The organism is Rhizobium sp. MHM7A, assembly GCF_005862215.1.
In the GTDB taxonomy this organism is placed as follows: domain Bacteria; phylum Pseudomonadota; class Alphaproteobacteria; order Rhizobiales; family Rhizobiaceae; genus Rhizobium; species Rhizobium bangladeshense.
Genome location: NZ_VCHT01000006.1, coordinates 65423 through 90772 on the forward strand (window position 1 = coordinate 65423; position 25350 = coordinate 90772).

Annotated in this window: 20 protein-coding genes and 2 pseudogenes; 14 read left to right on the plus strand and 8 right to left on the minus strand. The window is 61.6% G+C overall.

Annotation, left to right across the window (positions count from 1 at the left end):
- Positions 1 to 397 precede the first annotated feature (397 nt).
- Both FFR93_RS20465 and FFR93_RS20470 read left to right on the plus strand, forming a co-directional pair.
- Positions 398 to 1069 carry a L,D-transpeptidase gene (locus FFR93_RS20465; protein ID WP_138394550.1) on the plus strand — a complete coding sequence of 224 codons (672 nt, stop codon included), beginning with the start codon at positions 398 to 400 and terminating at the stop codon, positions 1067 to 1069.
- A gap of 13 nt (positions 1070 to 1082) precedes the next feature.
- Positions 1083 to 1619 (plus strand): OmpA family protein, encoded by a 537-nt coding sequence (locus FFR93_RS20470; RefSeq protein WP_064712310.1) that lies wholly within the window; start codon positions 1083 to 1085, stop codon positions 1617 to 1619.
- Positions 1620 to 1868: 249 nt separating this feature from the next.
- Here FFR93_RS20470 and FFR93_RS20475 read toward each other — a convergent pair whose 3' ends face one another.
- Together FFR93_RS20475 and FFR93_RS20480 are read right to left on the minus strand one after the other, a co-directional pair.
- Entirely contained in the window at positions 1869 to 2339 is a 471-nt protein-coding gene (locus tag FFR93_RS20475; protein ID WP_138394551.1) for an Hsp20 family protein, read from the minus strand.
- Positions 2340 to 2572: 233 nt separating this feature from the next.
- A complete protein-coding gene (locus tag FFR93_RS20480) occupies positions 2573 to 5038 on the minus strand; it encodes a beta-glucosidase (RefSeq protein WP_138394552.1) in 2466 nt (821 codons plus the stop codon).
- Between the two features lie 172 nt (positions 5039 to 5210).
- On the opposite strand from FFR93_RS20480, the gene FFR93_RS20485 reads away from it, so the two are divergent.
- The gene (locus FFR93_RS20485; protein ID WP_064712421.1) at positions 5211 to 5840 is read left to right on the plus strand and encodes a TetR/AcrR family transcriptional regulator; all 630 of its coding nucleotides are present in this window, start codon (positions 5211 to 5213) and stop codon (positions 5838 to 5840) included.
- 32 nt (positions 5841 to 5872) lie between these two features.
- Here the strand turns inward: FFR93_RS20485 and FFR93_RS41535 are convergent.
- The 3 genes and pseudogenes from FFR93_RS41535 to FFR93_RS20500 form a co-directional block, all read right to left on the minus strand.
- A pseudogene (locus tag FFR93_RS41535) lies at positions 5873 to 5980 on the minus strand (alpha/beta hydrolase); the annotation flags it as partial.
- Between the two features lie 78 nt (positions 5981 to 6058).
- On the minus strand, positions 6059 to 6781 hold the full coding sequence (locus FFR93_RS20495) for a response regulator transcription factor (protein WP_064708499.1): 723 nt from the start codon (positions 6779 to 6781) through the stop codon (positions 6059 to 6061).
- 13 nt (positions 6782 to 6794) lie between these two features.
- Complete coding sequence (locus FFR93_RS20500) at positions 6795 to 8033, minus strand: GAF domain-containing sensor histidine kinase (protein WP_138394553.1); 1239 nt, start codon at positions 8031 to 8033, stop codon at positions 6795 to 6797.
- Positions 8034 to 8308: 275 nt separating this feature from the next.
- Between FFR93_RS20500 and FFR93_RS20505 the strand changes: the two genes are divergently transcribed.
- From FFR93_RS20505 to FFR93_RS20525, 5 genes are all read left to right on the plus strand, one after another.
- Complete coding sequence (locus FFR93_RS20505) at positions 8309 to 9325, plus strand: ABC transporter substrate-binding protein (protein WP_064708497.1); 1017 nt, start codon at positions 8309 to 8311, stop codon at positions 9323 to 9325.
- Positions 9326 to 9396: 71 nt separating this feature from the next.
- Complete coding sequence (locus FFR93_RS20510) at positions 9397 to 10848, plus strand: sugar ABC transporter ATP-binding protein (RefSeq protein ID WP_138394554.1); 1452 nt, start codon at positions 9397 to 9399, stop codon at positions 10846 to 10848.
- Positions 10845 to 11795, plus strand: a complete 951-nt coding sequence (locus FFR93_RS20515; protein WP_138394555.1) for an ABC transporter permease — start codon at positions 10845 to 10847, stop codon at positions 11793 to 11795. Before FFR93_RS20510 ends, FFR93_RS20515 begins: the two co-directional genes overlap by 4 nt.
- On the plus strand, positions 11792 to 12742 hold the full coding sequence (locus FFR93_RS20520; protein WP_138394556.1) for an ABC transporter permease: 951 nt from the start codon (positions 11792 to 11794) through the stop codon (positions 12740 to 12742). The genes FFR93_RS20515 and FFR93_RS20520 overlap by 4 nt, the downstream gene beginning before the upstream one ends.
- Before the next feature lie 14 nt (positions 12743 to 12756).
- Positions 12757 to 13668, plus strand: a complete 912-nt coding sequence (locus FFR93_RS20525; RefSeq protein WP_138394557.1) for an SMP-30/gluconolactonase/LRE family protein — start codon at positions 12757 to 12759, stop codon at positions 13666 to 13668.
- A 238-nt stretch (positions 13669 to 13906) separates the two neighbouring features.
- Here FFR93_RS20525 and FFR93_RS20530 read toward each other — a convergent pair whose 3' ends face one another.
- Entirely contained in the window at positions 13907 to 16933 is a 3027-nt protein-coding gene (locus FFR93_RS20530; RefSeq protein WP_138394558.1) for a glycoside hydrolase family 38 C-terminal domain-containing protein, read from the minus strand.
- 867 nt (positions 16934 to 17800) lie between these two features.
- Between FFR93_RS20530 and FFR93_RS20535 the strand changes: the two genes are divergently transcribed.
- From FFR93_RS20535 to FFR93_RS41960, 3 genes and pseudogenes are all read left to right on the plus strand, one after another.
- Positions 17801 to 19090 (plus strand): PLP-dependent aminotransferase family protein, encoded by a 1290-nt coding sequence (locus FFR93_RS20535; RefSeq protein WP_205910748.1) that lies wholly within the window; start codon positions 17801 to 17803, stop codon positions 19088 to 19090.
- Between the two features lie 468 nt (positions 19091 to 19558).
- A pseudogene (locus tag FFR93_RS41955) lies at positions 19559 to 20071 on the plus strand (aminotransferase class III-fold pyridoxal phosphate-dependent enzyme); the annotation flags it as partial.
- 88 nt (positions 20072 to 20159) lie between these two features.
- Positions 20160 to 20810, plus strand: a complete 651-nt coding sequence (locus FFR93_RS41960; RefSeq protein WP_281407909.1) for an aminotransferase class III-fold pyridoxal phosphate-dependent enzyme — start codon at positions 20160 to 20162, stop codon at positions 20808 to 20810.
- 49 nt (positions 20811 to 20859) lie between these two features.
- On the opposite strand, the gene FFR93_RS20545 is transcribed toward FFR93_RS41960, so the two are convergent.
- A complete protein-coding gene (locus tag FFR93_RS20545) occupies positions 20860 to 21633 on the minus strand; it encodes an SDR family NAD(P)-dependent oxidoreductase (protein ID WP_138394559.1) in 774 nt (257 codons plus the stop codon).
- A gap of 20 nt (positions 21634 to 21653) precedes the next feature.
- The gene (locus FFR93_RS20550) at positions 21654 to 22556 is read right to left on the minus strand and encodes a sulfite exporter TauE/SafE family protein (protein WP_138394560.1); all 903 of its coding nucleotides are present in this window, start codon (positions 22554 to 22556) and stop codon (positions 21654 to 21656) included.
- Between the two features lie 59 nt (positions 22557 to 22615).
- On the opposite strand from FFR93_RS20550, the gene tauA reads away from it, so the two are divergent.
- From tauA to FFR93_RS20565, 3 genes are all read left to right on the plus strand, one after another.
- Complete coding sequence (gene tauA, locus FFR93_RS20555) at positions 22616 to 23620, plus strand: taurine ABC transporter substrate-binding protein (protein ID WP_138394561.1); 1005 nt, start codon at positions 22616 to 22618, stop codon at positions 23618 to 23620.
- Between the two features lie 62 nt (positions 23621 to 23682).
- Positions 23683 to 24474: a taurine ABC transporter ATP-binding protein gene (locus tag FFR93_RS20560; RefSeq protein ID WP_138394759.1), complete on the plus strand. Its 792-nt coding sequence runs from the start codon at positions 23683 to 23685 to the stop codon at positions 24472 to 24474.
- Positions 24471 to 25325, plus strand: coding sequence for an ABC transporter permease subunit (locus FFR93_RS20565; protein WP_138394562.1), 855 nt, complete (start codon positions 24471 to 24473; stop codon positions 25323 to 25325). The genes FFR93_RS20560 and FFR93_RS20565 overlap by 4 nt, the downstream gene beginning before the upstream one ends.
- Positions 25326 to 25350: the final 25 nt, after the last annotated feature.

Below are 25350 nucleotides of genomic sequence, written 5' to 3' on the forward strand. Positions count from 1 at the left end.
CATCTTTATCCGATCATCTATCCGTGTACGCTATTCCCGAACAGGTTGCACGCTGCCTCGATACTGGAAAGTCCCGAAGGGCGTGGTCCAATCCAAGAGCAGGCGCACGGAACTTCTGCGAGTGAGGTCGGGACGGGTCAGCTATCAGAGTTTGAGTGCCTGCAGACGAGATCGTCAGTGGAACTGTCCATGGCTTTCGACCGGGTAGGTCGCGTTTCCTATCCATCGCGGAGCGCGGTATAACCTTATTCAACTCGAAGTAACGAACGAAACAACGCGGCCTTGGGATACCCCAATTCGATATCAATCATGGCAAGGAGTAGAGTTTTCTGTTGAGGCAGATAAAAAATCTGGTTTACTGCCACTCGCTTGTTGGCTTTGAGGGGGAAATTGGCCGATGGTGTGCACTCGCAGGAGTATTGTGCTTGGTGGATTGGCGTTGCTTGGGACCGGCGCCGTCCGAAAACCGGCAGTCGCGGCGGCATCTTCTTATTTCGGTGGCACGGCCGTCGACAGCGGCGTGACATTTCGCAGCACCAATTTCGCGAAGATCGACAAGCGGTGGCACCGCCAGGTGGTCAAATATTTCAGCAGCGAGCCGATCGGCACCGTTGTCGTCGATACAAGGCATCATTTTCTCTACCTGATCATGGAGAACAAGACCGCCATCCGCTACGGCGTGGGGGTCGGCCGCGAGGGCTTTAAATGGTTCGGTCGCGCCACGATCGACGCTAAATCGCTTTGGCCACGCTGGACGCCGCCGCCGGAAATGCGCAAGCGCCATCCCGAACTGCCGGAGTTCGTCGCGGGTGGCTCACCGAAGAATCCGCTCGGCCCCCGCGCAATGTATCTGCATCGCGACGGCGTCGACACCGGCTATAGGTTCCACGGCACACTGGAGCCATGGAGCATCGGCAAGGATGCCTCCAGCGGCTGTATCCGCATGTTCAACGAAGACGCCATCGATCTTTACCAGCGCTGCCCCATTGGCACTGCTGTTCAGGTTCTGCCGCATATTGCCGACCAGGCGGGCAATGCGGAGCTGAGCCAGGCAACCCCGGTCGAATGAGGAAATCACCCCGATGTCTGCTATAACAGGCTATACGAAGCGCCTTGTCGGCGCGGCCATGCTCTTGGCGCTCGCCGCCTGCTCGACCACCGAGGTCGCCTCCCTGGAAGAGCCGGCTGCTGTGCCGATGACCGGTCAGACCAACGACCCCGCGCCCGGTTTCGAGAACGTCGCGGCTGGCAGCGAGGAGGATTTCATTCTCAATGTCGGCCGACGGATCTACTTCAAGCAGGACTCCGCCGCGCTCGATTCCGTCGCCATGGCAACCTTGGATAACCAGGCGGCATGGCTCAACCAGAACCCAACCTGGCTGCTCAAGCTGCAAGGGTTTGCAGACGATTCCGGTTCCGCCTCCCAAATGCAGACGCTCTCACAGAAACGTGCCGATGCGGCGATGGCCTATCTTGCCTCGAAAGGCGTAGACCCCAAGCGAATGTGGGCCAAGGGCTACGGCAATGACCGCGAAGTCCGCGACTGCACAGAGCGCTCCTGCAAGGTGCAGAACCGGCGCGTCGTCACCAATCTGCGCACCCAGCCAGATGCGGTCTGATTGCAGGGTGGGCCTGCGTCTTTTCAGGGCCCGCAACAAAAGCCGGGCAAGGGCCGGCCATACCGCGCCGGCCCTTGTTCACGTGAAGGCCCTGTTCAGGACCGCGCTTCAGAGACCGCGGTCACGCTTCGGAGCTTGCCTAGCGACTTCGAAAATAGAGGCTTATCCGCACTTTTCGCGCTGCTTCCGCGTCGTTTCCTGATCTCAACGATGAACGGCTTTATCCGGGACTTCATGGAGAAGCTCTCCTTAAGCCACCTGACGCTCGGCTTCAATCTGAAGAGGCGCCTGCTGAAAGGAGCCCTCTCCGATGGCGATCTTGCGCGGCTTCATGGCTTCGGGAACTTCACGCTTCAGCGCAATCGAGAGAATACCATTCGTCAGCGAGGCATTCTCGACCCTGACGTGATCGGCGAGTTCGAAGCGGCGTTCAAATGCGCGCCCGGCGATGCCGCGATGCAGATATTCGCCTTCCTGCCCTTCCGCCTTCTGCCCCTTCACCAGAAGGACATTCCGCTCCTGGGTGATGTCGAGGTCGCCTTCGGCGAAACCGGCAACCGCCATCTGAATGCGATAGTCGTCTTCGCCCGTCTTGACGATGTCATAGGGCGGCCACGAATCGATCGCCTGCAGGCGCTGCGCATTGTTCAGGAGATTGAAGACACGGTCGAAGCCGATGCTGGACCGATAAAGGGGGGCGAAGTCAAGTTCGTTTCTCATAGCCATATCCTCCGTAAAGCAACATGGGGTGGAGACGCGTCGGAAACCTGCGTCTCCGCTCTGATCATCGGCCCGCTTTTGCGCTGCCGACGGAAATGATCTGGTTTCGCACGATTTTCGATTCAAGAGGAGAGTCCAAAAATTTTGGCCTGCTTTATCCGACAGGCTGGAAAGCCTTTTGGGCGCTGTTTTCATTCACCTAATTCGACTGACGCCGGCCATTTCCACAAGTATCATGCGGAAGACGGCGGCAGCACGTAACCGGCTGGCGACGGCAGGTCGATCACGGATCTTATGTCCGCGGCATTTGCCGCCAGAACCAGCTGATAACCACCCGGTTCGGCCCGGAAGGCGCCGACCTCGATATCGAAGTAGGCCAAATCGCGCGGCATAATCTTCATGACGGCCGTGCCGGTTTCGCCCGGTTGCAGCGAGAGCTTTGCGAAGGCGCGCAGTTCCTTGTCCGGCCGTTCCACTTTCGCTCTCGGCGAGCGCACATAGAGCTGGACCAGCTCCGAGCCGGGACGGTCGCCTGTATTGGTGACGTCGACGCTGAAGGTTATGCCTTCGGGACCCATTTGTCGGGCCGAGAGCTGCGGTTCGCTCCAGCGGAAACTCGTATAGCCGAGGCCGAAGCCGAAGGGGAAGAGAGGTTCGATTTCGCGCGTATCGTGATGGCGGTAGCCGACGAAGATGCCTTCGGCATAGCGCACATGCCCGTCCTTGCCGGGATAGACGGCGGGATCGCCCGTGATGGCGGAATTGTCGGTCAGCACCTTCGGGCAGGTTTGCGGCAGGCGGCCGCCGGGCTCGACATCGCCGAACAACACGTCGGCGACGGCGTTGCCGAGTTCCTGGCCGGGATACCACATCTGCAGGACGGCGCGGACCTTGCCTAGCCAGGGCATCTCGATGGGACCGCCGGTCTGCAGCACGACCACGGTGTTGGCGTTGGCAGCAGCAACCTTCTCGATCAGTTCCTCCTGCCGGCCGGGGAGCCGCATGTCGGGCAGATCAAGTCCTTCGGTGTCCCACTCCCCATCGCGGCCGACGAAGACAAGCGCCACATCGGCATTACGGGCCGTTTCGACGGCGCCCTCGATATCGGCCTCGCCGAGCGGTTTTTCGACGCCGAACCGGACGGCAATGAGATTGATGCCCTCCTCGCTCGCCGTGGACGGCTCATACTCGACGATGACCTCATAGGACCGGCCGGCTTCGAGGGTCATCGTGCCCCGCTGTTCGTCATTGGCGGTGCCGAAATAATTCTCGCCGCGCGTCCAGCCGTCATGGCCATCGACGGTAAGCTCGCCATCAATGAAGAGTCGCGCCAGTCCGGCATTGGTCATGCCGAAAACATGTTCGCCGCTCTCCTCCGGCGCGAACTGCATCGTCATCCGGGCCGAGAAATCGGCCGGATCGAGTTCGCCGGCCGGCAACTCGAACCAGAAGAACTCGCCCTTGTCGACGGTCTCGACGTGAAGGGGATCGCCCTTGCAGCCGCGCCCCGTGAAATATTCGACCTTGATCTTACCCTTGAACACGTCGATCAGGCGGTTGTGGCGGCATCCGACGGCGTGGCTGATGCTGTTGGCATTGGAAAGAGCAGCGCGAATGCCTTCGAGCGGGCTCACCGTATAATGCGCCGCGATCTGCGCGCTGCCGCCGCCCATGACACGGGCGCTCGCGGCATTCGGCCCAATGACGGCGATCCGGTCGAGCGAGGTCTTGGCAAGCGGCAGGATGCCGTCATTCTTGAGGAGGACCGCGCCTTCGGCGCCGAGACGCCGGATCAGCGCCCGGTCTTCCGGCAGATCGATTGCCCGCTCCGTGAGATCCGGTGCACCCTCGAACGCGCCGACTCGCTCGAGCAGCAGCAGGATCCGCCGCGCCGCCGCCCTCACCGTCGCAGCCTCGACCTTGCCCTCATGCACGGCGGCAACGAGTTTCTCGCCGCGATCGCGCGCCGGCCCCGGCATTTCAAGATCGAGGCCGGCATTGATCGTCTCGGCGGTGGAGTGCGAGCCGAACCAATCGGACATGACGATGCCGTCGAAGCCCCATTCCTGGCGCAGCACCTTGGTCAGCAGCCAATGGTGTTCGCTCGTATAGGTGCCGTTCAAGCGGTTATAGGAGGACATGACGGCCAGGACGCCGGCGCGGCGGACGGCCTGCTCGAAGGGCGGCAGATAGATTTCGCGCAGTGTCCGCTCGTCGATGTCGGAAGACATTGTCTGCCGCTCGATCTCCGATTCATTGCCGGCGAAATGCTTGATCGTCGCTGCGACCCCCTCGCCTTGCACGCCCGCGATATAGGCGACGGCCAGCTCGGCTGTCAGCATCGGATCTTCGGAATAACATTCGAAATTGCGGCCGTTGAGCCCGGAGCGATGGATGTTCACCGTCGGTGCGAGCAGCACGGCGGCACCCTTGCTCTTTGCTTGGTGCGCCAGCGCCACGCCCATCTGCTTGACGAGATCGGGATTCCAGGTTGCGCCGAGTGCAATGCCGACAGGAAAGCAGGTCGCCTTGACGCCGGCAACCAGCGAGCCCGCACCACGCGCTCCATTCGGTCCGTCCGTCACCTTGATCTTCGGCACGCCTAAGCGCTCGACGGGAACAGTCGTCCAGAAATCGGCGCCTGATAGAAGGGCGACCTGCTCCTCGAGAGTCATCTTGTCGAGAATGGAATCGATCATGCGAACCTCCCTTGAGTGAAGTCAGAGTTTCGGACGGACCCACCATGGTCACTTCCATCATTAAACCTACCGATTACTCGGTATTTTTAAGATGTCAACCTGTGGAGCCTGATGTATGGTTGGGGCGGCCCGGAAACTCGATGGCGGTGTGACAGAGGTGAATCAGGAGACGATGGCAGGACAGCAGACGGGACAGGAAGAGAAAAGACGGCGCCGGTCCCGCAAGGGAGAGGAGCGTCGCGCGGAAATCCTGACAGCGGCGATGCGGCGTTTTGCCGAGGACGGCTATCAGAATGCCGCGATCGCGGATATTGCCGGTGATGTCGGCCTGTCACTGCCCGGCTTGCTGCACCACTTCCCGACCAAGGTCGATCTGCTGCTCGCCGTCCTCGCCAAGCGCGACGTCGAAAGCGCGGATTTCATCGGACATTATCGTTCCGGTCTTCGCGGCCTGCTCACGGGCATGGTCGACGTCTTCCGTCGCAACGCTGAAATGATCGAGGTCGTTCGAGCCTTCGCCATTCTTAATGCCGAGAGCCTGATGAAGGACCACCCCGCCAAAGCGTGGTTTCTCGATCGCGCCATCCAGATGGAGAATGACATCGCTGCAACATTCGAGCAAGCCATCGCCGACGGCTCGATCGACAACGGGATCGACGGCAGAGTCATGGCAGCGGAACTGATCGCCGTGATGGACGGCCTGCAGATGCTTTGGCTGCGCGATCCCGATCGCTTCGATATGGTGGGCGGCCTGGAAGCCTATGTCGGTCGCCTGCTGGCGAGGCTCGGTGTGGAGGGCTGAGCTTCAGCCTGCTAGTTGGCCGCGGAGGAGTCTCATGACTCGTCTGCATCGAAGCGGCTCAGCCAGGCGATGATGAGTTTTACCGCTTCGTGATACCTTTGCCCGACCAGCAGTCCCGTATGCGTCGCTCCCCAAAGGCCGTGCACAGCCCTGCGAACTTCTCGCGTTCCGCCAATTTCTGGCTGAGGATTCCTCCCGTGTCCGACGGAGGTCGGAAACTATTTTCCGTCGAGCCATTCCTGCAATTCCGCCTCCGCCCGTTCCAAAGCGCTGTAGTTCAGGAGTTTGCGCAGGAAAGCGATCGTAACGGCGCGGGCGCGCAGATTGAAGCGGCCGTCCTCGTGGTCATCGCCGGCCGTCTGATAGACGTCGAGTTTGTCGTAGAGCTGCTGCAGGCGGTTCTGCACGCTGCGCAGCGACAGGTTCCGGCGTTTGGCAATGGCCCGGTCGGTCAGGCCGAGGGCTATGTCGACGAGGATCTCGTATTCGGAATCGGTGAAGCCGTTGGTCTGACCGAGGCTCTTCTGCTGCAGGCCCCGCACCTCGCGGTCGATGACGCATTGGCTCTCGATGAAGATCGAGCGCAGCGCAAGCTTCAGCCGCTCGTCGGAGGCGGATTTCAGCACGTAGCCATAGGCCGCGCCATCCGGAACGATGCGCGAGACGCCGCGCACATAAGCCTCGTCCGAATAATTCGACCAGAATAGGATGCGGGTCTCCGGCCGCTCCTTCCAGATCGTCCGCGCCGCCTCGATGCCATTGCGGCTCGCCATCTGCAGATCCATGACGATATGCGCCGACTTGTGGTCGCGCGCGAGCTTTTCACCGACGGTTCCGTTCTCCGCCTCGATCACCGTATCGCACTCCGGCAGGGCAGCGTTGACAGCTTCGTGCAAATAGGACCGGTGCAGCGGGTCGTCCTCGACAATCAGAACCTTCATCGTGTCTTTCTCCTCAGTCTGGCTCGCCCCCTGGGGCGTTCGGCGCCAAGGGCAGCACGACGCGCACCGCGGTCCCGCGATTGTTTTGACCGGGGCCGGTCGTGAAGCGCGCCGAGATCAGCCGTGCGCGCGTCTTCATATTGTCGATGCCGCCACCGATGCGCCCCCGCGCCTTGGCGAGCCCGGTGCCGTCGTCGGAGATTTCGATCGACAGCTGTTCGTCGTTGGCTTCGAGCCGCACCATGATCGCCAGCGGCGCGGCATGGCGCACGGCATTGTTGATTGCCTCCTGCGCTATGCGAAACAAGGCGACGCTGACGGTCGGCTCCAGCCTTTCCAGCGCGCCGTTCGTCTCATCGACAAGGCCCCATTCGATGCCCGAGCCGGTGTCGCGGGTCGATCGGTCGAGATGATGTTCGATCGCCTGGGCGAGGCCGAACAGCTGGAGCACGGAAGGTTTTGCCTGCTCGATGATCTGCCGCAGATCCTGCATGCAATGCTGCAGGGACCGAGAGACGGGTTCGAGCGCTTCGGGCGTCACCTCGCCGTTGCGCGACAGCCGATCGATCCGGCGGGCAAGCCGCGTCAGGTCGGCGAGCGTTTGGTCGTGAAGGTCCATGCCGATCCGCTGACGTTCCTGCTCCAGCGCTTCCGTCAGCTTCAGCGCACCCTGGCGCAGCCCTTCCTCGCGAGCACGCGCCTCTGCCTCGACGATAGCCGAGCGTTGCGCATGCTCGGCTGCCTGCAGCGCGAAGAAATAGGGCGTCAGCAGGTCGGCGATGATGCGGGCGCGCTCGACGTCCTCCATCGTATAGGCGCCCGCTCGGTGAGAGGAACAGGAAAGTGCTGCAATGATCGTCCCCTGCACCTTCATCGGCACATGCAGCCGGCTCCTCAACGATTGCTCGACGATCGGCCGCTTGAACGCGCCCTCGAAATGGAAGCGCGGATCTTTCATGGCGTCGTCCGAGAGCAGAAATTCGACCTCACCTCTCAGGAGCGAACGGATAGGGCTGTTGACGACAGGCGCGCCGGCAATCTCGCCCCAGGCGGTCTCGATGCCCGTCTCATAGGCCGTGTGATAGTTGCCGCCTTCGAGCAGCACGCAGACATCGAGATGGTCGTGCGGGATGATGTGGGCGACCTCGGCCGCGACGGAACGGATGGCCGAGCGGAAGTCGAGCTGACCGGCGAGCAGCCGGGAGATGCCGAGATAGTGTTCGAACAGGGCTGCCGGTGCAAGATGCAGCATTGTCAGTTCCTCCCCGTCACGACAGGCTCCTCAACCGCGTGATCATTCCCAGTAAGCGCCCGCGAATGGGCTGCCGTCTTGCGTAAACCCGCAGCTTATCGCGCAAAACCCGCAAACGAGTTGCCGCCTTGCCCCTGTACAGGCGGGCCGATCTCCCGCATCCTGCCATTACTGAGAGGAGGAAGCTCAGTGCAAGAACAATTTTCACTCAGGCCCGACTCAGCCGGCAGGAGTGAAGCGATCCGCCGACCGGCGCGATCATGAGGGAGGAAGACATGACAATCCGTAAGATGCTTCTGGCATCGGCCGCTATTGCTTGCGCCGCCATGCCCGTTTCCGCCTTTGCCGACACGTCGGCCAAGAAGATCGCTCTTTCCAACAATTACGCCGGGAACTCCTGGCGCCAAGCCATGCTGACAAGCTGGAGCAAGGTGACGGGCGAAGCCGTAAAGGCTGGCGTGGTTGCCGCAGCTGATCCTTTCACCACGGCCGAGAACCAGGCGACCGAACAGGCGGCGCAGATCCAGAACATGATCCTGCAGGGTTATGACGCAATCGTGTTGAATGCTGCCTCGCCGACTGCGCTGAACGGCGCGGTCAAGGAAGCCTGCGACGCGGGCATAACCGTCGTCTCCTTCGACGGCATCGTGACCGAACCCTGCGCCTGGCGCATCGCCGTCGACTTCAAGGAAATGGGCCGGAGCGAGGTAGAGTACTTGTCGAAGAAGCTGCCGCAGGGTGGCAATCTGCTCGAGATCCGCGGTCTTGCCGGCGTCTTCGTCGACGACGAGATCTCGGCCGGCATCCATGAGGGCGTCAAGCAGTTCCCGCAGTTCAAGATTGTCGGCTCCGTTCACGGAGACTGGGCGCAAGACGTCGCGCAGAAGGCCGTCGCCGGCATCCTGCCGAGCCTGCCCGAGATCGTTGGCGTTGTAACGCAGGGCGGCGATGGTTATGGGGCAGCACAGGCGATTGCCGCAACCGACCGGAAGATGCCGATCATTATCATGGGCAACCGCGAAGATGAGTTGAAGTGGTGGAAGGAGCAGAAGGACGCGAAGGGCTACGAGACCATGTCCGTATCGATCGCGCCCGGTGTCTCCACGCTCGCCTTCTGGGTCGCCCAACAGATCCTTGACGGCAAGCAGGTCAAGAAGGACCTCGTCGTGCCCTTCCTGCGCATCGACCAGGACAACCTCGAAACGAACCTTGCCAACACTCAGGCCGGCGGCGTGGCCAATGTGGAATACACGCAGGCAGACGCGATCAAGGTCATCGAGTCGGCAAAATAACTCTCCCCGCGATTGCTGCGCGGCCGCAAATGGCCGCGCAGCAGTCCCTCCGAGCAGGTGTGGCGGACAGCATGAATGAGGTTTTGAAGGCGGTGATCGCCGTCGATGGCGCCAAGGTGAGCTTCGGGGCCGTCAGGGCGCTTGACGGCGTCACGCTCCGCGTCATGCCGGGCGAGTGCGTCGGACTCGTCGGGCACAACGGAGCCGGCAAATCCACGATCGTCAGCGTCATCAATGGCGGCCTTACGCCCCATGAAGGAAGTGTGTCGGGCGACGGCGAGCGGCTGGACCGTTACGGCATCAACGCTGCGCGATCGCGCGGCGTGCGCTGCGTCTTCCAGGAGCTTTCGCTCTGCCCCAACCTCTCCATCGTCGAGAATACGCGCATCATGCACCGCGATCTCGGGGGCTTCGGCTGGCGCAGGCGCGCCGCGAAAGTCATCGAAAAGAGCCTCGATATAGTTTTTCCCGGTCATGGCATCGACAGCGGCCACGCCATAGGAGATCTTTCGATCGCCGAGCGGCAGATGGTCGAGATCGCGATGGCCTTTTCCGACGCCGGCGTTGCGCCGCGGCTGGTGATCCTCGACGAACCCACCTCCTCGCTGGACGCGAGCCTCGCCCGCCAGATGCTCGACCATGTCCGCCGTTTCGTTGCGGCCGGCGGGTCCGTCATCTTCATCTCGCATATCCTGCACGAGATCCTCGAAACCTCAGACCGGATCGTCGTCATGAAGGACGGCCGCGTCGTTGCCGAACGCCCGGCGCGCGGCTTCGACCATCATGGCCTGGTCGAGGCCATGGGCACCGTTGCGAAGGAGGAGACGGGCCAGCGCCCTGCGCGCGAGCAATCCACCGCTCCGCTCGTTCTGTCCCATCAGACGGCAGGCCGTCCCTTTTCAGCCCGCAAGGGCGAGATCATTGGATTGGCCGGGCTGGCCGGTCATGGGCAGACCGAGCTCCTGCTTGCCCTGCATGCCGCCCAGTCAGGCAACTGGCTGCCTGAGCGCGACCCGCTGGTCACTTTCGTGGCCGGCGACCGCCGCCTCAACGGCGTCTTCGAACTCTGGAGCATCCTGCGCAATTTCTCGGTCGCTTCGCTGGGTGACCTCTCGCGACGCGGCCTCATTCTCGCTGATAAAGAGGAGACCAAAGGCGCCGACTGGAAGCGGCGGATCGAAATCCGCACCCCCGACATGGCAAACGGCATATTGTCGCTTTCCGGCGGCAACCAGCAGAAGGTGCTCTTTGCCCGCGCCCTTGCGACACGCGCGCCCGTCCTCCTGATGGATGATCCGATGCGCGGCGTCGATGTCGGAACCAAGCAAGAGGTCTACGCCATCATCCGCGATGAAGCTTCGCGCGGCCGCACCTTCATCTGGTATTCGACTGAAATGGACGAGGTGCGTCTCTGCGACCGTGTCTACGTCTTCCGTGAACGCCGCATCACGGCCGAACTCGCCGGCGACGCCGTCAACGAGAGCAATATCATCGCCGCCTCCTTCGAAGGGGTCGCCGCATGACGTTCCGGCTTTCGTCCGACGCCATGCGTCTTGCCGTTCCCGCCCTATCGCTGACGCTGCTGCTCGCCGCTGTCTTCTGGCTGCAGCCGCGCGCCATGAGCTATGTCGGGCTGAACCTGCTGTTCAACCTGGCTGTGCCGATCGCGCTCGCGACGATAGCCCAGATGCTTGTCATGGCGGTGAACGATCTCGATCTCTCGATGGGCACGTTTGTCAGCTTCGTTGCCTGCGTGAGCGCGACCTTTCTGCGCGACGATCCTGTAATCGGCGTCCTGGTCCTGGCGGTGGCGATCGCAACCTATGCCGCCCTCGGTGTCGTCATCCATCTGCGCAATTTGCCCTCTATTGTGGTCACTCTCGGCATGAGCTTCGTCTGGGGCGGGCTGGCCGTGCTGCTGCTTCCGGCGCCGGGCGGGCAGGCGCCGGACTGGGTGCGCTGGCTGATGACCGTCAAGCCGCCGCTGGCGCCGATGGCGATCGTCGCCAGCATCGTCATCGCCGCCGTCGCCCATCTTCTCGTCATGCGGTCCTCGCTCGGCGTGCTGATCCGCGGCATCGGCGGCAACCAGCGTTCGGTGGAGCGCGCCGGCTGGTCGATCGTCGCGGCTCGCGCCGCCGCCTACGGTCTGGCCGGTTTGTTCGCCGTGTTAGCCGGCATCGCCCTTGTCGGCCTGACGACGTCTGCCGATGCCAATATCGCGCTGCGCTATACGCTCCTGTCGATCGCCGGCGTGATCCTCGGCGGCGGCGAATTCATAGGCGGGCGCGTTTCCCCTGTCGGCGCGGTCATCGGCGCGCTGACGCTGACGCTTGCCGGCTCGTTCCTGTCCTTCCTGCGCATCTCGCCCGACTGGCAGATCGGAGCCCAGGGCGCGATCCTGATCATCGTGCTCGCGCTTCGCCTGATGCTGAACCGCCTGGAGAAACGGGAGAAACGCCGCCGATGACTCCTCTCCTCAGGCTTTTCGGCAAACCCTGGATCTGGTCATGGTTTGCCGCCTTCATCGTCTGGTTCCTGACGGTCATGGTGACACTCGGCGCCAGCACGCTCGGCCTGTCGCAGGCCGCGCTCACCTTCGCGGCCTTCTCGGTGATCGTCGGCATCGGCCAGATGTTCGTCATCACGCTCGGTCCCGGCAATATCGATCTGTCGGTTCCCGCCACGATGACGCTTGCCGGCACGGTGGCGCTGAAGCTGATGAACGTCGAAAACGGGCTGATTCTCCCCGGGCTTCTTGTCGCGATCCTCATCGGCCTCGTCGTCGGCCTCGGCAATTATGCACTCATCAAGGCGCTGCGCATTCCGCCGATCATCGCAACACTCTCCATGAGCTTCATAGTGCAGTCCGCGGCGATCTGGACGAACCGGGGCTTACGCATCAAGCCGCCCAGCATGCTTGCGGAATTCACCACCTCGAATACGCTCGGCGTGCCGAACGTGGCGATCGTCGCGCTCCTCATCTCGCTACTAGCCTGGTTCCTGCTCGAGAAGACGATCTACGGGCGCTGGATCTCGGCGATCGGCCAGAGCATGCCGGCCGCGCGCATGGCCGGCATCCCGGTCGACGGCACGCGCTTCGTCACCTATCTCTTCTGCGCCGTGCTCGCATCCGTCGCGGGCTATCTGCTCGCCTGCTTCTCCGGCGGTGCGGCGCTCAATATGGGCTCGGAATATCTGCTGACGTCGATCGCCGTCGTCGTGATCGGCGGCACGGCGGTCGCCGGCGGCGATTCCAACGTCCCGGGCATCTGGGGCGCGTCGCTCTTCATGTTCCTTGTCGTTTCCATGCTCAATACCTATGGGCTCGGCGCGGGCATCCGCCTCATCATGACCGGCCTCATCATCATCAGCGTCATTATGCTCGCCGGCGGTCGCCGGACCGGCATGCGATAATCAGGAAGACCGCCATGGCCGAGGGCAGCATCTATGAAATTCACGACCCGCGCTTCCGTCAGTTGATCGTGACGAGCGCAGGCCTCGACGAACTCTATTCCGGTTGCCGCTGGGCGGAAGGCCCCGTCTGGTTCAACGACGCGAACCAGCTTCTATGGAGCGACATTCCCAATCAGCGCATGCTGCGATGGACGCCCGAAGGCGGCGTCTCCGTTTACCGACAGCCGTCCAACTTCACCAACGGCCACACGCGAGACCGGCAGGGCCGGCTCATCTCCTGCGAACATGGCGGGCGCCGCGTCACGCGCACCGAGATCGACGGCTCGATCACCGTGCTCGCCGACCGCTTCGAGGGTGCACGGTTCAACTCGCCGAACGACGTGGTGGTGAAATCGGACGGCACGATCTGGTTCACCGATCCCACTTACGGCATCATGTCGAATTACGAAGGCTACCAGGCCGAGCCGGAGCAGGCGACACGCAACGTCTACCGGCTCGATCCGGCGACCGGCGAGCTTGCTGCCGTCGTCACGGATTTCATCCAGCCGAACGGCCTCGCCTTCTCACCTGATGAGACGATCCTCTACGTCGCGGATTCGGCAGCAAGCCACGATGAAAGCCTGCCGCGTCACATCCGCGCCTTCGACGTGGTCGACGGCAGGCTTGTGAACGGCCGCGTCTTCTGCCTCATCGACAACGGCATCCCGGACGGTATCCGCATCGACGTGAAGGGAAACCTCTGGTCCAGTGCCGGCGATGGCGTGCACTGCTTCGATCCGGCAGGCAAGCTGATCGGCAAGATCCGCGTACCTCAGACCGTCGCAAACCTCGCCTTCGGCGGCCCCGGACGCAACCGTCTGTTCATCGCCGCAACGCGCTCGCTCTATTCTGTCTACGTTGCCGCGACCAGCGCCCAAAGACCGTGAGCCGGTGATCGCCGCGTTCAAGGGAGCGAAACTGGCCGTTGAAAGCTGACCTTCACATGGTCCGACTGTGTTGCTGCCCGTGTAATTTGAGACGCTGCGGATAGCACAAATTGGATGTCGCCTGCTGTTTTTCGATTGAGATCGAAAAAGGTCATTCCGTTTGCTCACCGGTTATGCGGAGTCGTCGGGTGAACGCCGCCGCATCTAAGCGGCGGCGCGTCATCTCGTGACTCGGGCATCAGGCCTTTTCCAGCTTCCAGGTGCGGATCTCGAATGGCATGATGTCGGCGGGCCCCTTACGGTTCATCGGCTCTTCGAGAATGGTCAGCGGCTCCGATGCTGTCCACCCGGAGGCAAGGCCGATGGAAAGGCGGCCGCGGCGGCCGGCGGGCTCGTACAGGCGAAGGATCAGGCCCTCGCCCTCCTCCGCGGTCTTGAGGCCGGAGAAGGCGACGGGAATGCCGTCGACGGCGAGCGGCGCGAAGGTGCCGGCGGAGAGGCCGCTGGCTTCCGCCGTTATAAGCGGCTGGTTGAGATCGATCGCCTCGTCGAGGACGCCGCCTTCATACCAGGCGCCGTCATGCGGCATCAAGGCATAGGTGAAGCTCTGCTCGCCTTCGTCGGCCAGTGGATCGGGATAGATCGGCCCGCGCACCAGGCTCATGCCGATCAAATTGCCGCGAGCGCTGTGGCCGTATTTGGCATTGTTGAGAAGCGCCAAGCCGAAGCCCGGCTCGCTGATATCGACGAAACGATGAGCGACGGCTTCGAACATGGCCTGTTCCCAGGACGTATTCGTATGCGTTGCCCGCTCGACCACGCCGAAAGCGCATTCGAAGGTCGCCTTCCGCGCCTGGACATCGACCGGGTTCAGGGTCCGCAGCAGCGTGCGACGGTCGCGCCAGTCGATCGTCGTCTCGATGTCCAGCCGTTTGGCATTGGCGCTGAGCACGTATGTCTGCGTGACGCTCGAGTTGCGATAGCGGTGGACGACGCGTATCGCCGCACGGTGCGGACCGTTTTCGACCAGGCTGATGCTTTCGGGCGCATCGAGACGGACGGCCTTTTCGGCATAATCGGCGTCGATATCCCAGGCATCCCAGTTGCGCGGTTTGTCGGCCGGATAGACCCAGAGCTGGTTGGCGGAGCCATCGACCGCCTCGCGGCCGGTCGCCTTATGGATGAGGCTGGCAACAGCCCCATCCCTGCCGATGACGACCGAGAGATGATCGTTTTCGAGACGGTCGGCGCTGGCCTTCAGCCCGCCCGCCGGTTTCAGCGCCTGCCTGTCGAAGACGGCGATCGACAAGGGGGCGACGATGTCAGCGCTCGAGATCACCGCGCCATCGGCAAGTGTCGCGCTTACCGGCCGGGGCGCAAGCGACGGATTGACGACGATCAGCGCGTCGGTGACCCCGCCCTTCGGCAGATTGGCCGACAGCGCCTGCAATGCCTTCGCGTGCTCGGCCTTTGCGTGGTCGATAACGCCGCCGAGCTCCTGCTCCGCATCCTGATAAACCTCGCGGATGCTGGAACCGGGCAGGATATCGTGGAACTCGTTCTTCAGCACCACGCGCCAAGCCGTCTCGAGGCTTCGCGGCTTTTCGCCGCCGAGCATATGGGCGAGCGAAGCGAGCGTTTCGGCGGTGATCAGCGCGCGTTCGGCCTGGCGGTGCTTGCGTTTGACGCCGCTTTGCGTCGTCAGCGTCGCGCGGTGCAGTTCGAGATAGATCTCGCCGTCCCAGACGGGAAGGTGCTTTTCCCTAGCAGTTTGGTGCGCCTCTTCGTAGAAGCCCTTGACAGTGCCCCAGCGCGCCTGCGGAATGGCAGGAAAATCGCGCAGCTGCACTTCGCGCTCGACCATCTCGGGTGTGACGCCGCCGCCACCGTCGCCGTAACCGACGGCGAGAAGCGAGGCGTGATGCTGCACCTTGCCGCGGAAATTCTTCCATGTCGGCAGGTAGCAATCGGCCTGCACGAAGCCGTTATAGCCCTGCATCGGATTGTCGAAGGTGTGGGTCAGCACCTGGCTGCCGTCGAGGCCCTTCCACCAGAAGAGATCGGAGGGAATGTGGTTGGTCTCGCTCCAATTGACCTTGATGGTGAAGAAGCTGTCGATGCCGCCCTGTCTCAGGATCTGCGGCAGCGCGCCTGAGAAGCCGAAGCAGTCCGGCAACCAGCAGACGGTATGGCGCGCGCCGAAAGTCTTTTCGAAGTAACGCTGGCCGTAGAGCACCTGGCGAACGAGGCTTTCGCCTGTGGGCATATTGGTGTCGGGCTCGACCCACATGCCGCCGACCGTTTCCCACTTTCCTTCCGCGACCTTCTTCTTGATGCGCTCGAGAAGCTCGGGATCTTCCTCTTCCATCTGCGCGTAATAATGGGCGGTCGACTGGTTGAAGCGAAAATCTTGCGAGCGCTCCATCAGCGACAGCGCCGTGTTGAAGGTGCGCCGCATCTTCCGCCGCGTCTCGCGGTAGGGCCAGAGCCAGGCGAGATCGATATGGGCGTGGCCGGTCAAAACCAGTTCGCCGTTCGGAGGGAAGCGCTTCTGCAATTCCTTCAGCCGCGCCGTCAGACCCGCGAAGGCGGCGGCCGCCAAAGCGCTCTGCTCGTCGGAGAGGCCCGCCGGACCGGATACAAGCTCCGGCAGCTCCCAGATCTTCTGCTGCATGACAGCGCTTGAGGTGCGGGAGATGTAGGCTGCGGTATCCGATGGCCAATCGAGGCTGCGCAGGGCCTGCTCCGCAGCATCCATCATATGCGGCACGACCTCGTGTTCGCCCAGCACGCCGATGGCCTCGGAGACCTGCTGCAACAGAAGATGCAGACGATGCGCCGAGCCGTCGAGCCAAATCAGCCGAGCCTTGTTGAGCCGAGGCGCCCGATTCGGCTCGCCGAAGGGAAAACGAGCGACGCTTTCCGTTGCAATCGAGAAGCGATGGCCCTTCACCGGAAATTCCTGGTGATAGGGATCGAGGCCGAATGTCTCGCTTTCACCACCGGGATAGCTAAGCGTGATCAGGCTCTCGCCGCCGAGATCGAGCTGCAGGCGGATATCCTTGAGCGGCCAGCCCTCCGGTGCCTCGGCGCGCGCGGCAAAATGCACCGCACCCTCACGATGCGGCCAATCCTGCTGATGGCCAATCGGCTCACCCTCGAAGGTCCACCCGTTGATCGGGACACTCTGCCGGTCCCGCCAGTGCGCGAGCTCAGCTATGCGGACCTTGAGGCGATCGAGGCGTTGGGCGATGGTGAGCGGCATGGCTTATCCTGTTGAGAATCAGCGGAGAAAGATCCGGAATCATGGCGTTGGGAGATGAGAATGGTGCTACGGAGATCGGATTGCCGGCCCCTCCTCCCAGTGGGCCTGCTGAGACTTAGATTAAGTAACTTTGATTTCACGTCAAGCCCGATCAACAGGCTTACCCCTGTTGACGCTGGTGGTGAAGCTCGATTAGATCTTCCAAGATGTTTGCGTTCACGCGCCTGATTGTCCCTCTAGATTGAGGCCATCAAACCGAATCTCGACCTTTTTGATTAAAATGGGGCACGGCTTCAGGGCGTCGAAAGCCAGAGCCTCAGAATCTCTGACACGTCCGGCAGAGGGCAAGCTCGCACCTCGTGGCCGAACCGATAATATGGTCGCGACGGCTCGTCGTATTAGATCGAACTTGTCGACCACGCAGTCTGTCGAGACTCATTACGCCGACGGAGTTTCACTGCAACACTTGTCAGGACGAAGTCGTTACGTCGTCCTTGCCAGTGCTTTCGAGACGATTGTGACGCGGTATCAGCAGGCCGACCTTCAGCAGCAGCCCGACAATGCCAGTGATTCCGTTGAGCCCATGCATCCATGCCGGAAGCTCCGGCACCAGCCAGACAAGCAGCACCGGCAGAAGAAAGCTGGCGAAGCCCGGAAGGATTTGCCAACTAAGCGATCTGTCTGCCTATTTTCATGTGCCTCCGGACAGAAATTGATGGCGAGATTGTCCGCAAACCGAAGGGTCAGTTGGGATTGCTTCATCCCAGGCTAGATGTGGTTGAGCAAATTATCCAAGACTGGCCCGAGTCTTGCGTGTCCCTCTTTATGAAACCTCTGGGCACGAACAATTCGCAGGCGGTCACGGACGTGACATGGCGTCGTCTTTTCGGCGCTTTGACGAAGGACGGACAGGCACTTAACCTGCAGATTCGACGCATGATCGTCCATGCGATCGAAACGGGCATGCTCAGCAAGAATACGCGTCTGCCGTCCACACGCCAGCTTGCCAGCCTTCTCGGGATTGCGCGCAATACCGTCACGACTGCCTATCAATCGCTCATCGACGAAGGCTTTCTGGTCTCACGAGAGCGCAGCGGCATCTTTGTCGCGGCAGGCGGCAACGGTCGGATCAAGGCACGACATCAGGCTGATGCAGTGGACGACTGGTCGTCGCGCTTCGCGATCAAACCATCGGGTCTTCGGCAGATTTGCAAGCCGCGCAACTGGCTCGACTACGCCTACCCTTTCGTATTTGGCCAATACGATCCCGCCCTGTTCCCGACCAATAACTGGCGCGAGGCGGTGCGGGCAGCTTCCAGCGTGAAGGAAATACAGGGCTGGGCCGGCGACATGATCGACGATGACGACCCCGACCTTGTGGAGCAGTTGCAAGTGCAGGTGCTACCGAGGCGCGGCATCTTCGCCGGCAAAGGCGAGATCATCGTCACGATTGGCTCGCAGCAGGCTTTGTCGATGCTTGTCCAGCTGCTCGTCGGCCCGACCACGGCAGTCGGCATAGAGGATCCGGGCTATCCCGACGTCCGCAATATGGTGAGCCTCGCTACAAGGAACATCGTTGGCCTGACGCTCGATCGCCATGGCGTGTTGCCGGACGACGATTTTGTCAGCCGTGACGTCACCTTTCTCACTGTCAGCCACCAATGCCCCACAACCGCCGTCATGCCGCTCGATCGACGCCAACAATTGCTACAGATTGCCAGCCGCGAGAACGTCGTGATTGTCGAGGATGACTATGAGGCGGATCTGTCCATTGAGAGCGATGGAGACATCCCGTCCCTCAAGAGCCTGGATGCGGAAGGACGGGTCATCTATGTCGGCAGCTTCTCCAAGGTGCTGGCTCCAGGGCTGCGTGTCGGCTACATTGTCGCCCCGCCGCCGGTCATCAGCGAACTCAGGGTTTTGCGCCGTCTGATGTTGCGTCACCCCCCGACCAATAACCAGCGCGCACTCGCCAATTTCATCGCGCTCGGCCACTATCGACAACATCTTGGCCGAACCGGCGCCGTGATGCTTGAGAGGGCAAACCTGATTGCCGATCGGCTTCCCGATCTGGTGCCGTCATGCAGGATCATCCGGGGGCAGGGTGCGACAAGCTTCTGGATAGAAGGCCCCCCGGCTTCGACGGCCGGCAGTTGATGGATTTGGCGCGCCAGTCCGGAGTATTGGTCGAGGCGGGCGACATCTTCTTTGCTGATCCTCTCGCAGGGCGTCGATATCTCCGGCTCGGCTTCGGCTCGATTGCGACCCATCGGATTGAGGCAGGGCTCTTCAGGCTGGCAAAACTTATCGAGAAGTCTGTCGAGAGATCCGGCACAGGGTTGCGCGACCATGGCAGACAGCCGGGCTGTCATCCGGCTATTTTGGTCTGATGCCGGGTCCAGATCGGACATTCCATGGAGCCAGAGACGCTTTGGCCGGGCGCATGCACTGTGACCTATGCTAAGTGATGCCATCCTTTAATCGGAGGCAATCATGAATTCCCTCGTTCAACCCAACGACATCCGTGACGTCATCGAAGCCGATCGCGCGCATGTCTGGCACCATCTGACGCAGCACAAGACGTTCGAAACCGTCGATCCCCGCATCTTCGTCGAGGGACGCGGCATGCGGGTCTGGGATGCCACGGGCAAGGAATATCTCGATGCGGTATCGGGCGGCGTCTGGACGGTGAATGTCGGCTTCGGCCGCGAGAGCATCGCCAACGCCGTGCGCGACCAGTTGGTCAAGCTCAACTACTTTGCGAATTCAGCCGGCTCCATTCCCGGCGCGCTCTTTGCGCGGAAGCTCATTGACAAGATGCCCGGCATGAGCCGCGTCTACTATTCGAATTCCGGATCGGAAGCGAACGAGAAGGTCTTCAAGATGGTGCGGCAGATCGCACACCGTCATTATGGCGGTCAGAAATACAAGATCCTCTACAGGGAACGCGACTATCACGGCACGACGATCGGAACGCTTGCTGCAGCAGGGCAGCCGGAACGGCGCGAGCAGTACGGACCTATGCCGTCTGGCTTCGTGGAAGTGCCGCACTGCCTCGAGTATCGCGGCCAGTACGGCGACATTGCGAATTACGGCGAACGGGCGGCACAGGCGATCGAGGACGTCATACTCCGGGAGGGACCGGAAACGATTGGCGCGCTGTGTCTCGAGCCGATCACGGCCGGTGGTGGCGTCATCGTTCCCCCCCCCCGGCTATTGGGAAACGGTGCAGGACATCTGCCGGCGCTACGATATCTTACTTCACATCGACGAGGTCGTCTGCGGCGTCGGCCGCACCGGCAAGTGGTTCGGTTACCAGAATTTTGGCATCGAGCCGGATTTCGTAACCATGGCAAAAGGCGTGGCATCCGGCTACGCGGCCATCTCTTGCACCGTTACCAACGAAAAAGTCTTCAACCTCTTTAAGGACGATCCCTCCGATCCCCTTTCCTTCTTTCGCGACATCTCGACCTTTGGGGGTTGTGTGGCTGGCCCGGCTGCCGCGCTTGAGAACATGCGGATCATCGAGGACGAGAATCTTCTCGAAAACACCACGCTTATGGGTGAGCGCCTCCGCGCCAACCTGTGGGAGCTGCAGACGCGCCATGAGGTCATAGGCGACGTTCGAGGCGCAGGCCTGTTCTGTGGTGCCGAGCTTGTGAGCAACAGACACACAAAAGAACCTGTTGAGGAAAAGCAGGTGCAAGCCGTCGTCGCAGCCTGCCTGGCGAATGGTGTCATCATCGGCGCCACCAACCGGTCGCTGCCGGGATTGAACAACACGTTGTGCTTCAGCCCGGCCCTGATCGCCTCGGCCAGCGATATCGACGAGGTTACCGGTGCGGTCGATACGGCGCTGACCAAAGTTTTCGGCTGATCGACACAACAACAACGAGATGAGGGCTACGCCGATCATGCCGTGGCCTTCATCGTTCCGGTTGGGCAGTCGTTTCGCGATGGATCTGGAATGGCGCCCAGGATTGGCTGACCGGCATGATCTCGATGCTGTTGATGTTGACATGCGCCGGCAGTGAAGCGACCCAGTAGACGGTCTCGGCGATGTCTTTTGGCTGGAGCGGACTGGCGCCCTGGTAAAGCTTGTCGTATGCCGCCTTGTCGCCCCCGGTGCGCACCAGTGTGAATTCGCTTTCGGATAGTCCCGGTTCGATCGACGTCACGCGAACGCCGCGGCTGGAAAGATCGCTACGTAGGCCAAGGGAAAACTGTCGGACGAACGCCTTGGTGCCCCCATAGACATTGCCGCCGGGATAAGGCCAGTTCGACGCGATCGAGGCCAGGTTCACGACGAGGCCACGCCGTGCGATCAGACCGTCGAGCATTAACCGCGTAATAGTGACCAGACCGTTGATATTGGTGTCGATCATCGTTCGCCACTCGGCGAGGTCGCAGGTGTCCGCGGTGCCGGTGCCGAGCGCCAGGCCGGCATTGTTCACAAGCGCGTCCACGCCCTGAAACACGGGGGGCAGTGATGCAAGCGCCTGGCGCGTCGCCTCTTCGTCACGAATGTCGAAACACAACCCATACGCCTGTGCTGCACCGCCCAGTTCCGCCACAAGTTCATCAAGCCGGTCCTTACGCCGTCCCGTCACGATGACGCTCCATCCCTCAGCAACGAAGCGTCGGGCAATGGATTGCCCGAATCCGGACGTGGCACCGGTCACCAGCGCTATTTGGGGCATTTTTGAATTCCTTCCAACGATCAGGTTGAGATGAGAGCGAAAACAGCTTGCGCTAGACCGGCCAGGGCGATTGCGACCAGGCCGCCGGATGCTATCCGATGCCATATATTAGGCCGAAGCCACCGGGACAGCAGATAGCCGGCGCCAAAGCCGCCCAGGGTCACAGGAACATAGGAAACGAGGAGCCCGGGCAACTGTGGATCAACCCCGCCGATGAGCAAGCGGCTTGCAAGGCTGACCAAATCGATCACGCCGAAGAATACGGCCAGCGTGCCGCGGACGTGGGAGCGCTGCGTACCACCGGCGAGAAGCCAAGCAGCCGCAAGCGGCCCGCCGACAGCAAAGGCCGAAAGAAGTAGGCCAACTGCGAAACCGAACGCAAGTCCAAGGGCGCGGCCTGCCAGCCATCTCGGAGGATTGCGAATTAAGGCGACGCTGGCAGCCAGCATTACGAAAGCTGCGACAAATATACGGGCGGTGGATGCATCCAGGTACGCGGCAAGCCAACCGCCGGACAGCGCTCCGCAAAAGCCCGACACCAGAAGGATGCGTGTGGCGTTCCAATCCACGCTTCCTCCCTTGCGGTCGCCAAGGGTACATGCAGTCAGCACGAGATCGTTGAACAGGATGAACGGCACGCTGACGCTGGGCGCGATCAATGCGTTGGTCAATCCAAGGGCGGCAACCATCGCATAACCAAAGCCGGTAATGCCGCGAAACGCGCCCGCCACAAATGTCATGGCTGCAATCGCCAATATCTCCATCAAGCCTCCAGCATCAGCTCGCGCCTGATCTGCTTCTAGAATCTGCGTTCTGCCTAATGGCAGAGCCAGACCCGCACATCTGGGGTGCCAGTTAGAGTTCTTCGCACCGTCACTGGTCCAGATGGCGGGAGAGATGGCTGCAACTGGCTCTTTCGGCACAATGCTTGCTTCCGTCTTAATGGGTCCGTCTTCCCGATCCTCTCAAGGAGTGAGCTTCCATGAACCGCCTCAGCAAAGCCTTTGCATCCCTTGCCGTGACGTGCAGCGCCGTTTTAGGAATCTCGTTCGGGGCGGCGGCTCAGGACAAGAGCGTTACCTTCGCCTACCAGGACATGATGACGCCCATCCGCGTCTTGATGGAATCCGGCAAGTTGGAATCCGAAACCGGCTACAAGATCAAGTGGGTCAAGTTCGGCGGCGGCGGCGACGTTATCCGCGCCATGTCCTCCGGTGACGTTGAAATTGGGGAAGCGGGCTCCTCGCCTGTCGCTGCTGCCGCCTCGCAAGGTCTGCCGATCAAGCTCTTCTGGATCCTCGACGACATTGCCAACGCCGAACAGCTCGTCGCGCGCAATGGCAGCGGCATCAAGACGATTTCCGACCTGAAGGGCAAGACGGTCGCCGTTCCGTTCGTCTCAACGTCGCACTACCAGCTGATGTACGCGCTTTCCGAAGCCGGCCTGTCAAGCAAGGACGTCAAGCTGCTCAACATGCGTCCGCCGGAAATTGCGGCCGCATGGGAACGCGGTGATGTGGACGCCACCTTCATCTGGGCGCCGGTTCTCGATGTTGCCAAGAAAAGCGGCACTGTCATTGCCAGCGCCGGGGATTTCGCCGCCAAGGGCAAGGCGACGTTTGACGGCATCGTCGTCACCGACAAGTTCGCCGCCGCCAACAAGGAGTTCATGACGACCTTCGTCAAGCTGCTTGCGGCGGCCGATGCCGACTATACCGCGAACAAGGCTTCGTGGACGCCGGATTCCAAGCCGGTCGCAGCCGTCGTCAAATGGACCGGAGCGAACGCAGCGGACGTTCCCGCAGGCATGGCCGCCTACAAGTTCCCGACGCTCGACGAACAGGCTTCCGCCGATTGGCTGGGCGGCGGCGCGGCCAAGGCGCTACAGTCGACGGCCGAGTTCCTGAAGGAGCAGGGCCGCGTGACCGAGCTTGCCCCGGATTATGCCGCCTTCGTCACAGACGAATACGTCAAGGCTGCCAAGTAAGCCAATCCCATGGGCGAACTGGAGTGCGGTTGGCCCATCTTCTGTTTGGAGCGGTGAAGCAGATGCTCGAGATTCGCAATGTTAGCGTCCACTATGGTGAAGGCGAAAGCGGCGTAGTCGCGCTCTCACGCATCAATCTGGATATCCAGCCGGGCGAGTTTGTAGTGGCGCTTGGCGCCTCTGGATGCGGGAAGACCACGCTTCTGTCCTGCATCGCGGGCTTCCAGCCGGTGACGGAAGGCATTATCGAGATCGACGGCAAGCCTGTTACCAAGCCGGGAGCAGATCGCGGCGTGGTCTTTCAGCGCCACGCCTTGATGCCGTGGCTTTCGGTCGTGGACAACGTCGCCTTCGGTCTACGCATGCAGGGCATGGCGAAAGCCGAAAGACTCGAGCGCGCACGCCACATGCTGAGCCTCGTCAGCCTCGACGAATTTGGCGAGAAAAAGATCTACGAACTTTCGGGCGGCATGCAGCAGCGCGTCGGCATCGCCCGAGCACTTGCCGCAGATCCCGAAATGCTGCTCATGGATGAGCCTCTCGGCGCACTTGACGCCTTTACGCGCGAGCAGGTCCAGGAACTGATCCTTAAGGTCTGGGCTCAGACAAACAAGATGGCTTTCTTCATCACTCATGATGTCGAGGAGGCGATCTTTCTTGCGACAAAACTGATCATCATGACACCGCGCCCCGGGCGCATCGCGCGCATGATAGCGCTGAATTTCGGCCGGCGTTTCCTGGAAGGCGGTGATGCACGCGCGGTCAAATCCTCGCCGGACTTCATCGCCATCCGGGAAGAGGTCCTGGCCGCGATCCACAAAGGCGACAAGATGAAGGAAGGGTTGGTGGCATGAACGAGGGAGCGTCGAACACTGCGGCTGAGTTACCCGTCGCGCGACCGTCACGGGCCAAGCCTGCTCGCAGCCGCACCGCCCTGACCGCAATTCAAATGGGCCTGATCAGCATGCTGACCGTGTTGCTGGTTCTAGCGGTCTGGATCGCAGTGACTCATCTCGGCCTGGTCAAGCCGCTGTTCCTTCCCAAAGTTGAAACGGTCTTGAATGCCTTCATTTCGGCCATAGAGGGCAATATCGATGGCGCTCCGCTCACCGAACATGTTCTGATGAGCCTGTTTCGCGTGATTTCGGCTTTCCTGTTGGCGGCCTTGATCGGTATTCCCGTCGGCCTTTCCATGGGCCTCAGCCCTGCCATCCGCGCGATGCTCGACCCGTTCATTGAGTTTTACCGGCCGCTGCCGCCGCTCGCTTACTTGCCGCTCGTCATCATCTGGTTCGGCATCGGGGAAACATCGAAGGTTCTGTTGATCTTCCTCGCCTGCTTCGCGCCCGTGGCTCTTGCCGCACGGGCCGGCGTGTTGTCCGCTTCGTCCGACCAGATCAATGCGGCGCGCGCCCTTGGCGCCAGCCGTTGGCAGCTGCTTTGTTTCGTCGTTTTCCCGGCGGCCCTCCCAGACATCCTTGTCGGCCTGCGGATCGGTATGGGGGTCGGCTGGACAACGCTGGTCGCCGCCGAAATGGTCGCAGCCTCAACAGGCGTGGGCCAGATGGTCCTGAATGCTTCGAACTTCCTGCGCACCGACATCGTCATGATGGGCATCTTCGTCATAGGCTTCTTCGCGATCATGTTTGAATTCGCGATGCGCTGGCTGGAAAAGAAACTCGTGCCATGGCGTGGGAGGGCGTGATTGATATTTTCACTGGCCGCTCAGT